Source organism: Algibacter lectus (assembly GCF_004368925.1).
Taxonomy (GTDB): domain Bacteria; phylum Bacteroidota; class Bacteroidia; order Flavobacteriales; family Flavobacteriaceae; genus Algibacter; species Algibacter lectus.
This window is the reverse complement of the sequence record NZ_SORL01000010.1, coordinates 121223-135931: the sequence shown is the minus strand read 5'-3', so window position 1 is coordinate 135931 and position 14709 is coordinate 121223. Positions and strand designations below refer to the sequence as shown.

Here is a 14709-nt window from a genome sequence, read left to right as displayed (position 1 = left end):
AAATTTTATAAAATAGAAACACCCGATAAAAATGATATTTACCGGATGTTTCTAAAACTAACTATTTAATACGTACTGATAATTATCTGCCTTCCCAACCTGGGTTTTGTTCCCAAATAACATCTTTATTACGGTCTATTACCGTTTGCGGAATAGGGAATGTATTAAAGTCGAATGTTAAACTGTTAACTTGATAATCGTATCTAGCATATCTTCTAATACGATCTGAAGCAACATTGCCGCCCATACGTAATAGTGTGTTCCATCTACTTTCTTCTACAAATAATTCTCTAGCTCTTTCATCTAAAATAAAATCTAGATCTACCATAGCAGCAGTTGCTAATACATTACAATTTGCGCGTTGTCTTATTAAATTAATATCATCGGCAGCTAATTGAGTATCTCCTTTTCTTAAGTGTGCTTCAGCTCTTAAAAGAATAGTTTCTGGTAAGCGTATTACATAACGATCTCTCCATATATCTTCTCTTCTTTCACCATCATCTAGACCTTCAAATTGATCTGTAGTTAACTTTTCAAAAATTGGGAAATATGCGCCATCGGCTAAGCCTAAGTTTGCTTCATCTAAAACGTTTTGAGGTACTACTTGTCCAAAATTAGCTGCACTAGGGTCATTGTATAAAACAGTACGTCTAATGTTACTTTCTTCACCACGCATATCACCATCAGAAATGCTAGGTTCCCAAATAATGGTTTCTGTTAACTCTGTAGGTCTAAGGAAAGCAACGCCTCTTCCTCCAACATCTTCTAGCTCGCCTATAACACCTTCTATAGCTCTCCACACTGGACTAAAATAATAAGGGTAACGTAATCTGGCACCATTATCTCCAGCTTTGTAAGCTTCATAATCAAATTGGTGCGTCCAGATACTTTCTGTATTTCCATCGGCATAATTTTGATTGTTCAATCTAAATAAATCCCAGTACACGTTTTTTCCAGGCTCATCGGCTCTAGAACCAAAACGACTTGTCATCAAAGAATAAATTCCGCCATCAATAACATCCGATGCATATTTTATAGCTTGATCATAAGCAAGGTTGTCATTATTCTCAATACCAACACCTAGGTAAAACTCGCTTAAATAATGCTGTGCAGCACCACGAACTACGCGTCCTGGTTCGCTTGTTATTTCTGGTAAATCGTTTAAAATAGATTCTAAATCATCGATAGCAAATTGATAAATTTCGGCTCTTTCAGCTTGTTCATAATCAAACCTAACGGTAGTTGTTGGTTCGTCTACAATAGCAACACGACCAAATAATTGTGCGGCTTGGCCATGTGCTTTTGCTCTAAAGAATTTGGCTTGGGCAATGATATAGCTTCTAGCGTCTTCACTTTCAAAAGTAATATCAGTTTGTTCTGCTAAAGAAAGTACAAGGTTTGCTCGCGATATCATTTGATAAAGCTCTGAATATATCGTGTTTAAACGGCCAGCTCTTGGTGTAATTGTAGAGTTGTAATCACTAAAATTCGTGTTTTCTCTAAAGGTAGGTACGGTTAAAACATCTGTACCTTGCCCGTGCATAACACGACCTTGGTTGTTATCTACATACGATCTTAAGGCGCGATCTTGTTGGTACATAGTGATTAATACCTGATCTACTTGAGTACCTGAAGTAAAAATATTATCTACCGTTAAAAAGGTTTCTGGCGGCGTGTCTAAAAATTCTGCATCATTACAACCTGTAGTTAAAACCACCAGGGATAGTAATAGTAATTGTTTTATATAATTTATTTTCATGATATTTTTTTTAAAATTAGAAACTAAGGTTAACTCCAAACGTGTAAGCGCTCATAACAGGGAACGTTCCGTTTAATGCTGCAATTCCTTTTTCTGGATCTCCACCACCAAACCAATTTGTAAAAATTAGTGGGTTATCGGCACTGATATATAGGTCTAAAGAACGAATACCTAAGTTTAATCGGGTTAAAATATCTTGGTCAAATCCATAAGATAAGTTTACGTTTTGTACACGTACAAAGCCTCTAGATTGGTAACCGCTATAACGACTATCATTAAAATCTGGACGTAGGTTCGTGGTACTTTGGTTTTCTGGTGTCCACCAATCTCCATTTTCTATATCGTTAAAATCAAATCGGTTTTGGAAAGAGTTACTTCTAGGGTTTGCACCAATAAAATAATTTTCGCTTCCGCCACCAAACGTGCCGTTAATTAGCATGTATAAGCTAAAGTTTTTATAAGTAAATGTATTAGAGAAACCCATTCTGAAATTAGGGACATTATAGCCTAGAATTTTTCTGTCGTCTCCTGTAATACCAGGTTCTCCATCTAAATCTCTAAACATTGGATCTCCAGGTTGTGCTCCATTATCTGCGATATACTGTGTGTCACTTTCTTGTACAACACCAATGTACTCGTAACCATATTGCGCACCTAAAGATTTACCAATAAATAAGCTGTTAGAAATATCATCGTCTTCTATGCCATCGCCATCAATATCGTCTCCGTATAGGGTTACAATTTTGTTTCGGTTATTCCAATAGGTTAGTGTAGAGGTCCATTTAAATTCTTCGGTATTTATGTTTTCAGTACGTAAAGTAAGCTCAACACCACGGTTGTCTACTTGGCCTAAACTTGCCAATATGCTAGAAAATCCACTTGTAGTTGGTATAACTCTATTAAAAATTTGATCGCGAGTTTGTGAGAAGTAAACATCGGCATCAAAGAAAATACGATTGTTTAGAAATGCTGTATGCACACCTAAGTTTAAAGATGTAGTTTCTTCCCAACCTAATTCAAGATTACCAAGACCAGACTGCGAAATACCAAATTGACTTACAGAAGGATCGTCTCCAAATGAATATCTAATATTACCTGGTTGTCCTGCACTTACTGGTGATAAGGTTTCGTATGGATCTAAACCTTGGTTACCATTTAATCCGTAAGAAGCATTAATTTTTAAATAATTTAAAACAGAATTATCTTTTAAAAAGTTTTCTTCGGAAACCGTCCATGCGCCTCCAACAGACCAGAATGTACCAAATCTTCTATCGGCTCCAAAAACGGAAGCTCCATCGCGTCTAACAGATCCTGTTAAGTTGTATTTACCAGCATAACCATATGATAGGCGACCTAAATAACCAACGTTAGATCTTTCTGCTAAACTATATGAATTTGTAACGGTTGTTGCGAAAGGCACACCTTTAACACCTAATGTTGTATTACCAAGTGCAGCAAAATCGGTTCCAGATACGGTAGAGAGGTCGTTTACTCTGTAATCTCTAGTTGCAACTAAAGTGGCGTCAATGTTATGCTCGCCAAAGGTATTGCTATAGCTAATAATATTGTCTATAACGTAGTTTCTATCGGTATATCTAGAGTTACTACCATTAGCTTGAGATAGGTTTGCTTGTATAGATTGTTGAGAATATCTATCAAAATATGGCGTATTCTCTGAAGGAAGTGCTATAAAATAATCTTCATACTGAAACTGATCTACACTTCTGTTTTGCTGACTTAATGTATAGTTAAGTGTATATTTTAATCCTTTTACCCAAGGTATTTTGACTACAGCGTTAGCAGCAAGTCTAAAATAATTTCTTTTATCAAAATTTTCTTGAGTTCCATCGGTACCCCAAAGTGGGTTAGGTACATTATTAGCCGTTGGGTAACGTTCTAAATCTGTAGAGGTGTTAGAGCTTGTATTAAAAGGTTGTCCATCGTAACGGTACGGGTAACCAATTGGAGCTATTTGAAATGCTCTACCTACGTCGGCTGTTACTCCAGAAAAATCACTGTTTGTGTACGATCCGTCTAGACCTAATTCTAACCAATCTGTTATATCTGCTTGTAAACGTGATCTTACAGAAATTCTATTAAATTGGTCGCCAATAATAACACCTTCTTGCTCTTCATAACCTCCAGACATGAAATAATTAACTTTGTCAGATCTTCCAGAAATAGAAACATTATGTTTCTGTATTTGTCCGTTTCTAGAAATTAAATCTAGCCAATCTGTATCTACACCTTCGTCTTGTAATACACCTCTATATTCTTCTTCCCAAACAATATCATCTATAGAACCGATGTTTTGTTGTGCTATATATTTCTCTAAATAACGATCTCTATCTAATAAATCGGGTTGATCTTGCCAAGTATTAAAACCTGTAGAGGTAGAGAAATTAATAACAGGTTTACTTGTTTTACCTTTTTTTGTGTTAATTAAAATAACACCATTGGCGGCACGAGACCCGTAAACAACAGCAGCCGAAGCATCTTTTAGTATATCTAGAGATGCAATATCGTTAGGGTTTATGTCATTAACACTTCCTAAAAACACAATACCGTCCAAAACAATTAAAGGATCGTTATTACCATTAATAGAGTTTTGCCCTCTTACTAAAATAGATGGTGTTGTTCCTGCAGAGTTTTGTGCACCAATATTAATACCTGGTGTAGCACCTCTAATAGCTTGTAAAACACTTGTGTTAGCCGAAAGTGCGATAGGAGAGTCCTCTAATGTAACCCGCTCAACAGCGCCTGTAATGTCTTTCTTTTTGGCTGTACCGTAACCAACAAGTACAATTTCGTCTAGTCCGGCAATATCTTCTTCTAATGATATATTGATTTCGGAAGATGTGCCGACTGTTACTTTAGCGGTTTTCATTCCTAAATAGGAAAACACAAGTACATCACCTTTTTTTGCAGTAATGCTGTATTTTCCATCAAAATCTGTTTGAGCTCCGTTATTACTCCCTTCAACTAAAACATTAACTCCGGGCAGAGTCATATTTTGTGTATCGGTTACTAATCCGGAGACTGTAATCGATTGCGCATTTGCTAATGTAAAAGACATTAAGCAAACATAAAATAATATTAATTTTTTGTTCATAAATCTTGATTTAATTGTGATACTTCTTTAGTTAAAATTGGTTGTTTTTTTTTGCTTATTTAATGTTTAAATCCGAGAGGAGTTTTATTAAATAAACTAGATTATAAATGTATTTTATTATCACAGTACTTCCATCCTGTACTATCCTGTGGTGTTTTGTAAGAAATATTTTGTTTTTGTGCTGGTAATCATGGTTTTAAAATGAATTAAGCTCGTGTAAATGTCTCTTTTTTATGTTTTAAGTTATTGTTTTTCAGTAGTTTGTGTGATGTTGTTTTTTTAGTTGCTATACTGATGATATTCTTTTTTCTTTTGGGAAGAAGTTTGAAAAAAGAGCTGTTTTTGAAATTAATTTTCATTAAAAAATGAAAGAATTTATTTTTGTTTTGGTACAGTCGATTTCAATAGAAAATGAGGAGCTTTTATTTTAAGATTTTAGATGAATGGTTAGGTTGTAATCGAGCCATTTTTCAATCATAAAATGTTCACTTAAAAACAAACAAAAAACCTCAACTATTTATTTAGAATAGTTGAGGTTTTTTACTAGTAATTTTATAATACTTGTAGTGCTAAAAAGATGTCGTTTTACACTACAATAGACTATTACTTTAACGGTGTTATTCCATTATCTTTTAATCTTCATTTTCATATTCTTTTCAACAGCGGCATCAAAGGCTTTTGTAATAGATTGAGGTAATTTGGATGTTTCAATCCAGTCATTACTACCATAAACGCCAGCTTCGGAATAGTTAAATGGTTTAAAGTTGATTTTTTTATATGTTGTATTTCTTTTGAAGTTGAAATTAAAACTTTCAGCATCTTTAAAAAACGGATTAGAAATGTGGCTGTTTTTATCGAAGCCTAATTTTTTCCATCCTTTAAAATTATGATTATTGAAGTTATAATCGCCACCATTAATATTCCAATAGATGTTATAATCCATGCTGGCATTAACATGGTCCCAAGCACCTTTTGCTACAACGCCTTCTTTAAAAATGATAATGTTATTTGTAAAGGTGAAAGATTTATGATCTTCAGAAATAGTACATTGCAATTGATACTTTTTTGCAAAGGCTAAAATGTTATTTTCAACTGTATTATTTTTTCCGTAATTCTGCTGAAATCCGCCCGTTTTAGTATTGTAAACTAAGTTGTTTTTAAAGGTAATTCCAGAAGAACCTTCATCGGCATACATACCCCAACCACCATAAGAATAGGCGTGAACATTATTAATAACATTATGGGTAACTTGTGTACCTTCGGAAGCGCCTAAGGTATAAATACCTGCCATATCACTAAGTAAATCCCAACCAATATGATGAATATGGTTATAAGTAATAGTGTTACGTTTTGCTAAACTATGCTTATAGCCCCAAACCCAACCTACCGAAATTCCTGTATAATAGAAATTCCCAATGTCGTTATGAGAAATGGTATTGTCTGCACTATGGCCAACCCATACACCAACTGAAGCAGGAAACTCTTGGCCACCGGTTTGAATAATATTATTTTCTACCGAAATATGGTTAGTATGCGCTTTACCATCTAGAGGTTTAAAATCCCCTAAATAGATACCGCCACCACCAAGATGATGCAAATAGCATTGTTCTACCTTGGAATGTGTGGTACCTTTTCCAAGCCAGATGGCATGCTGACCAATTTGCGAAACTTCACATTTTAAAAACTCAATATGGTTTGCGTATTCCACCATAATAGCCGCATTAAGTTTTGCTGCAGCTTGATTTGGTTCTGAACCTGTAACCGGAATTTTGTAATGCGCATGTTTAAAAGTTAACCCTTCAAAAGTAATGTGTTTTGCATTATTGTTGGGTGTACCAGAAATAGATATCAGGTTTTCTAAAACGGGAGCAATAACTTCGGTGTTTGCTATAGTTTGGCCTTCTAACGGTTTGTATAATAAAGTGCCGTTATCTTTTAAATACCATTCGCCCACAGAATCTAGAGCCGCTTCATAGTTTTCAAAAATAAGGCGTCTATCCTTTTTTAACGGATTCCATGGCTTCATACCTTTACCAGAAGTAATAAGTTTTAAACTATCGGCATCTATGGCGTCAATATGTCGTAAGGTATAATCCCATTTATGGAATGCTTTAAAACGTACATTGTGAATTTCTTCCTGTTTAATTTTTGAAAGTATTTTGGCATCTTTAGTATTAAAGAAAATGCTTTGCTCTGCTTTTTCGGCTACTTTCGATGCGCCTTGCTTCCAAATAGTTTGTGTAACCGTGTCAATTTTTATAAAGCCTTTATTAGGCGTTCTTGCCAAAGTAGCGCGTTTATTGTTAACATAAAGTTGATCGAAGGTCCATTTGTAGTAACTGCTTTCTGGAATTTGTGCTTCCCAAAGGCCATTTGAATTAACTTTAAATTCTGTTATTTTTTTTCCACCACTAAAAACGGGTTTTGCTCCTTTTGCTGCTTTGTAGGTTATTGGAAAGTTAGATGAACCACTGTCCATAGCGTTGAGTTCCAAAGGCGCTTTCATGAGGTAATTTCCAGTTTCGATAAGCACTTCAAAACTATGGTTTATACCATTTTCATTTTTATAGTTTCTAATGGCATCGCGAGCCCCTTGCAATGTAGCAAGAGGTTGCGATTGGCTACCTGTATTTAAATCGTTTCCGGCGGTAGAAACATAAAATGTAACTTGTGCCTGAAGTTTAAAGGTTAAAAGAATTATTAAAATGAAAAAAAACGATTCTTTTTTAATCATAGAACTCAGAATTTTATTTCAATTTTAATTTGATAATACCATCAATACTAGCATCGAAATCTTTTCCAGGATAAAGAAAAGTTCCTTCTTTCATTTGCTTGAATTTAACTTTTGTTTTTCCATCAAAAGAAGTTGCTGAAGCAATTTTTTCGGTAAATTCAGAAATGAAAATATAAGGTTCTGATGGTGCTTCTAAAACGTGAACATAAAGTGTTTTATCCTTTTTAGTAATGGTTCCCCAATCTTGAGATCCAACAACATTTCCACGTGTTCCATAAATACTTTCACCATATTTACTAGTCCATTCGCCAACTTCTCCTAAAGTATCAACAAATTCTGGTTGAATTTTACCATTAGGCATTGGACCTACGTTTAGTAAAAGGTTTCCATTTTTACCTGCTGCTTTTACTAAAAAGTGAATAAGTTGTTTGGTAGATTTAAACTTTTTATCATAAATACTGTAACCCCATTTCCCTGCCATTGTAGCACAAGACTCTAATGGTAATTGGCTCACTTCTACGCCATGGTTAAATCCGCCGTGATTTTCACCTGGTAAATCACGCTCAAAAGTTTGAACATCATCTCCAGGAATCGGTTGAATATGGTGATTGTTTGCAATTAAAGTGTTTGGACTAAGTTTGTGAATTAAAGAGTAAATCTCATCATAATGCCAGTTAGCTTCTTTTTGATCCCAGTGACCATCGAACCAAATACAGCCTACTTCGCCATAATTTGTAAGCAGTTCAGTAAGTTGTGCTTTCATAAAGCCTACATATTTATTCCAAGCTTCTTCATCTCCTTTTTTACCATCTTTATAGTCGTCACGTCTCCAGTCTAATAAAGAATAATAGAAGTTTAATTTAATACCTTCTTTTTTACAAGCTTCTGCCAATTCTTTTAAAGGATCTTTTCCATAAGGTGTGGCATCAACAATATTAAAATCACTAGCATCTGTATCAAACATACTGAAACTATCATGGTGGCGCGATGTAATGGTGATGTATTTCATACCGGCATCTTTAGCTATTTTAACCCATTCTTCAGCATTAAATTCTTGAGGATTAAAAAAATCGGCTAAACGACTGTAGTTATCTTTTTGAATCTTTTTTAATAGCATTACCCATTCTCCGTCGGCCAAAATACTGTAAACGCCCCAGTGAATAAACATTCCAAATTTCATATCTTGAAATTCTTCACGAGCTTCTAAATTACCCGCAGTTGGCGTATATTCTGGCATAGGGTAGGCATACTTTTTTTGCGCATTTGCACTAAATAGTATTAAACCAAATAAACATATTAGTCCTATTTTCTTCATCATTTCTTTTTTTGAGTTAGTATTTTTTTGCTTGCTTTTTTTAATTTATTTTAGGTTTGAGTCCCATTTCCATTTCTAAAACACCTCCTTGTGTAATTTCTTGATGTGTTATATAGAAACGATTGAGTGGTTTTCCATTGAGTGTCATGGATTGGATATAAATGTTTTCTTCGGAATTGTTATTTGCTACAATTTTAAAGGTTTTTCCGGTGTAGTAATTTTGGTCTAATTTTATTTCAATATCACTAAAAACCGGACTCGTAATTTGATACTTATTATCGCCAGGAGCAATAGGGTGGATGCCTATGGAGGCTAGTACGTACCAAGCAGACATTTGACCAACATCTTCATTGCCGCACAATCCATAAGGATCTGTTCCATAGGCATCACTACAAATTTGGCGGGTATATTTTTGAGTTAAATGAGGTACACCGGCTTCATTCAACATAAAAGGGACATGGTGTACAGGTTCGTTTGGATGATTGTAATAGTTGTTCCATAGAAAATCGTCTGGCGTATTTTCAAAGAAAGAAACTAGTTCGGTTTTAAAGGCTTCTTCGCCACCCATTAATTCTTTCAATCCTTCAATATCGTGTGGTACAAACCAACCTTGTTGATAAGGATTACTTTCTATACAACCTTGGCCATGCACGGTTTTGCCTTCCCATGCTAACCAAGTTCCACTGCTGTCTTTGGCTCTAAACCAATTTACCTCATTGTTCCAAATATTCTTATAATTTTCGCTTTTCTTCAAATAGGTTTCGGCAATATCATCTTTTCCTAAAGATTTGGCCATAACACTTAAAGCCCAATCAGAATAGGCATATTCTAATGTTTTAGAAATATGTTTGTTTGAATAGCCTAACTCACCGTTGCCGGTATTATCTACAGTGTTTTTAGAGTAGGTAAAGGCCTTTTCTATATCGTAGTTGCGAATTCCTTTTTCGTAAGCATCCACAATTACAGAAACTGCAGGATTACCCAACATACATCCCGAATAGGAGTTTAGCATTTCCCAACGTGGTAAATATACATTACCACTATATTCAGCCATTTGTAATAATGAATTTATTTCATCATTAACTAAAGTAGGGTTTATAATTGTTTGTAAAGGAAATTGGGAACGAAACACATCCCAACCGCTAAAAATAGTGCGGTAAGTAAAGTTTTTAGTTTGATGTATTTTTTTATCAGCACCAATATAATTTCCATTTACATCTGAGAATGTACGCGGGTCGATCATGGTATGATACATCGCCGTGTAGAAAATGGTTTTCTCAGTATCTGTAGCACCTTCTACAGAAATATTTGCTATGGCTTTACTCCAGCTATCTCGAGCGTCTTGTTTTGTTTTGTCGAAATCCCAGTGGTTAATATCGTGTTCTAAATTTTCTTTAGCTCCAGCAATATTTACAAATGAAATACCACTTTTTACTAAAACTTCCTCGCCTGCTGTAGTGCTGAAATTGGTGTAAAAACCTAAATGTTTGCCTTGCATTTCGGTTTTACCTTCAAAAATCTCAGCATTTTTAATAGAATCTTGATAGTTATCTCTTCTAATAAAACGCATTTTTCTAGGAACATCAGGAATATCGGCACTCCAAATGCCATAGTCTTTTAAAGGCTTACTAAATTGACAATAGAAATATACAACATAGTCTGCTTTCCCTTGTCCTGCGCCCCAACCACCACCTTCAGGCGGACATTTCATCCAACCTTGTATGGTATTTTCGTTTACTATTTTGATGTATTGTTCTGTTGAAGTACCTCCAACGCGACGTGCTAAATCAATTTGAACTCTAGAACTATCAGATTCAGGGTAGGTAAAGCGAATAATACCTGCTCTTGGAGCTGATGTTAATTCGGCTTTTACATTATAATCGTCCATAGTAACGGCATAATATCCCGCTTCTGTAGTTTCTGTATCATGAGAATATCGAGAACGGTAACCACTTTCTGGATTTTTAGCGACACCACGATTAGTTTGTAGTTTACCTATGGTAGGTGTTACTAAAAAATTTCCTAAGTCGCCAAACCAACCCACACCACTCATGTGTGTAAAACTGAAACCTTCCATAGTTGGATGCTCATAAGAATACCCAGAACCATTATCGCCATCTGAAACCGTATCAGGACTTAATTGCACCAACCCAAATGGCGTTGCAGCTCCAGGAAATGTTTTACCAAAACCATGAGCATCCTTCGATTTTTTACCATAAGTAATCGCTCCAATTATAGGGTCTATGTAATCTACAGGTTGCTTTTCGTTTTGAGTTGCTTCTTTATCAGATTTTGAAGAATTACAAGAACTCGCCACTAAAGCCGTTAATGCCAGACAGAAATAAAATAATATGTTTCTTTTTGTAGTACTCATGTAATGGACTGCTTTTAATCTATTAGTGCGCTGCTGTATTTTGTGTAGTTTCTGTTTTGTAAAGATCTACAGGTACATCATTCTCTTGTGGTTTTCCAGAGGTTGTTCTACCATTTTCAACAATATGTTTTAATTTTTTTGTCAATTTAGCAACAACTCTTGGATGTTTCTTATATACATTAGTCGTTTCTTCAGCATCGGTTTTCATGTTATACAATTGAATTTCTGGCAAGTTTTCTTTTCTAGCTTTGTTATCCGTTGGGTTAGACCAACCACCAGAACCTGGCGTTAATTCTAATTTCCATTTTTTATTTCTTATAGAAAATTTACCATGTATAGAATGATGAACTACTAAATTATAATCGGTTTTAGCCTTTTTATTTTTCAACATTGGAAGAATACTATACGAATCTACACCAGTATTATCATCCATATTTAAACCTGTAATTTCTGCACAAGTTGCCATTAAACTTGTTTGGCAAATGAGTTTATCGTTTATAGAGTTAGCCTCAATATGTTCTGGCCATCTTACCATAAAAGGAATGCGGTGTCCGCCTTCCCAAATATCAGATTTGTAACCTCTAAAATCAGCACTTGGGTAATGTCCAAATTCATTTTCTAACTTACCAACTTTTGCAACAGGGTAGGAGCAACCGTTATCACTCGTGAAGAATACCAAAGTATTATCTTCAATACCATTTGCTTTTAAGGCTTCAAGTACACGACCAACAACATCATCGGTTTCCATAACAAAATCGGCATAATCTCCCATGCCACTTTTTCCTTGCCAAGCTTTTGATGGTACTACAGGGCTATGCGGCGAGTTTAATGCCAAATACATAAAAAATGGCGTATTGTTTTTAGATTCTTTAACGATATAATCTTCTGCCTGATCAGCTAAAAATTGTAGCATCTTTACAGGTTCCATTTTATCAACAACCTTATCGTTTTTTATAACCGTTTTCATAACTCGAGAGTGGTGAAAGCCAATATAAGAGTCAAAACCACGAGAAACTGGTCCGTTTGGTACCGTAGAACCAATAGCTGGGCCAATTACTTTTTTGCCATCGTAAACTTCAACAGGTTTTCCTTCATCGTCAACAAACTTAAATCCAAGATGCCATTTGCCAATAGCAGCGGTTTTATAACCTACGCTTTTTAGCATTTTAGGGACTGTAGTTATATTTTCGGCAATAAGTGGTTCTAACTCATCACCAGTACCAAGAACACCTTGTTGTAATCTAGAGCGCCAAGAATAACGCCCAGTTAATATGGCATAACGCGATGGTGTACACACGGCAGAAGCAGAGTGTGCATCGGTAAACGTCATCGATTCTTTAGCAAAAGCATCTATTTTTGGAGTTAGTATTTTTCCTTTTTCAGGATTTAAAACTTGTACATCGCCATAGCCTAAATCGTCACAAATGATGTAAACAATATTCGGTTTTTTTTGAGCTGAAGCTGAAGCAACAACGAGCATAAAAAGAGCTACTAATTTTGATATTTTCATGATTTTATTTTAATCGTATTTCTGTTATTTCACCTAGTAATTCACCAGCTTCGTTAAATAAACCAGCTTTTAAAAGGGTTTTAGGTTTTGTTTTAAAATCGCCTTCGTACTTAATCGCGTTTATTGTTGGATCGCTTCCATCAAGCGTGTAATAAATAGAAAAGCCAACAGTTTCGGTTTTCAAAAACACAATAGCTTCTGTATTTAATTGATCGATAGCAAAAGCAGGATACACAGTAAACATGCTATTTGCATAATTGACGTTATCTCTTTCTAAACGTTTAAAATGATCACTTTTTAATGCATTTTGAAAACGTTCCCAGTTTTTTACTTTTGGATCACTCCAAGATACTTCCGCACTTGCTAAGGTTCTTGGGTAAAGCATGTATTCAAAATGTTCTTCGGTTGGTGTAAACTCGGCCCATAAACAAGTTTGGTTTCCTAATACACGGCTTGCTTCTTTCGCAGTTAATTCAGCAGGAATAGGCTCATGATTATAAACTACAGATAAAGGTAATACCGAATTTGGTCCTTCTGGCTCCATAAATGTCGGGCCTTGAACACGACTGATATAAGAGTGTAAATACGACGTCATAATGGTTGGGTAACCTTCACGAGGCGCCTGTAATTCTGGGGTGTGTCGTCCTCTTCTCCAAGCCATAATGGTAGCGCCTTTGGCACCTTTACCGCTTAAAATTTCATCCCACCCAATCATAAGTTTATTTTGAGCAGTTACTATTTTGTTTACTTTTTGAATAAAATGACTTTGTAATTCTTCTTCATCGGCAAGGTTGTAATCTGTCATTACTTTTTGGCAATGCGGACATTTTTTCCAATTTGTTTTGTTGCATTCATCTCCACCAATATGGATGTATTTAGAAGGAAATAACTCGGCTACTTCTTTAATAACATCTTCTAAAAAAGCATAGGTAGTTTCTTTTCCTGCACAAACTGCGTTATCGGGCGCTTTTCCACCAGTGGCTAATTCAAAATTAGCATCAGTTTCCCCATCAAAACAAAACAATTCTGGATACGATGCTACTAAAGCTTTACTGTGTCCGGGAACATCAATTTCTGGTATCACCTCAATATTTCTAGCAGCTGCATAAGCAATAACTTCTTTAATATCTTCTTGGGTATAAAAACCACCAACGGTTTTAGGTTCATCTGCTGTAGCATGCTCACGAGACCACCAAGCAATACCTGTTCTGTCGGCACGCCAAGCCCCTTTTTGAGTGAGGTTTGGGTATTTTTTAATTTCAATTCTCCAGCCTTGATCGTCGGTTAAATGCCAATGAAATTTGTTTATTTTATATGAAGCTAATACATCAAGTTGTTTCAAAATAAAAGCTTTAGTTTGAAAATGACGAGAAACATCGAACAACACACCACGCCAATGGAATCTTGGATTGTCGGTAATAATCAAACTTGGTATGGCTGTTGATCCGTTTGAACCGGCAGGAATAGCCTGTCTCAAAGTTTGGAAACCATTAAATAAACCAGCATAATCGGTTGCTTTTACTGTAATTTTAGAAGCATTTACTTCTAAAACATAACCTTCGGCTTCAATAGATGCGTTTTTTACTTTTTCAAAAACGATAACGTTTTTAGATGCAGAGGTTCTTCCTGCGTTTACAGTAAGCGATAAACCGGTGTCACTTGTAAGTGTTGATGACACCATAGGCGCTAAAGCTTTGCTGAATTTCTTCGGAATAAAAACTTTCGTGTTTTCATCTAATTTAAATCCGCCTGAAGCGTAGACAACAGATTCTGGTTGCGGGATAAAAGTATTCTGGACATCTTGAGCATAAATACTTACTGAAAACATGAGACATACTAAAAGTAATGCTACTGTTTTTGTTCTGTAAATATTTGTTTTATATGAAGTGTTTATCATGTGTTATT

At 35.3% G+C, this 14709-nt stretch carries 7 protein-coding genes; all 7 read right to left on the bottom strand.

Features of this window, described 5'->3' with window-relative positions; genetic code table 11:
• Positions 1–82: 82 nt before the first annotated feature.
• Positions 83–1759: a RagB/SusD family nutrient uptake outer membrane protein gene (locus DFQ06_RS14445; protein WP_042505132.1), complete on the bottom strand. Its 1677-nt coding sequence runs from the start codon at positions 1757–1759 to the stop codon at positions 83–85.
• Between the two features lie 16 nt (positions 1760–1775).
• On the bottom strand, positions 1776–4871 hold the full coding sequence (locus DFQ06_RS14440) for a SusC/RagA family TonB-linked outer membrane protein (protein WP_133968445.1): 3096 nt from the start codon (positions 4869–4871) through the stop codon (positions 1776–1778).
• Between the two features lie 625 nt (positions 4872–5496).
• Positions 5497–7605 carry a right-handed parallel beta-helix repeat-containing protein gene (locus DFQ06_RS14435; protein WP_133968443.1) on the bottom strand — a complete coding sequence of 703 codons (2109 nt, stop codon included), beginning with the start codon at positions 7603–7605 and terminating at the stop codon, positions 5497–5499.
• A gap of 13 nt (positions 7606–7618) precedes the next feature.
• Positions 7619–8923 (bottom strand): alpha-L-fucosidase, encoded by a 1305-nt coding sequence (locus tag DFQ06_RS14430; RefSeq protein ID WP_206672775.1) that lies wholly within the window; start codon positions 8921–8923, stop codon positions 7619–7621.
• A gap of 37 nt (positions 8924–8960) precedes the next feature.
• Positions 8961–11294 (bottom strand): GH92 family glycosyl hydrolase, encoded by a 2334-nt coding sequence (locus DFQ06_RS14425; protein WP_133968441.1) that lies wholly within the window; start codon positions 11292–11294, stop codon positions 8961–8963.
• Between the two features lie 22 nt (positions 11295–11316).
• On the bottom strand, positions 11317–12804 hold the full coding sequence (locus tag DFQ06_RS14420) for a sulfatase family protein (RefSeq protein ID WP_052415494.1): 1488 nt from the start codon (positions 12802–12804) through the stop codon (positions 11317–11319).
• Positions 12805–12808: 4 nt separating this feature from the next.
• Entirely contained in the window at positions 12809–14701 is a 1893-nt protein-coding gene (locus DFQ06_RS14415; RefSeq protein ID WP_133968439.1) for a beta-N-acetylhexosaminidase, read from the bottom strand.
• Positions 14702–14709 lie beyond the last annotated feature (8 nt).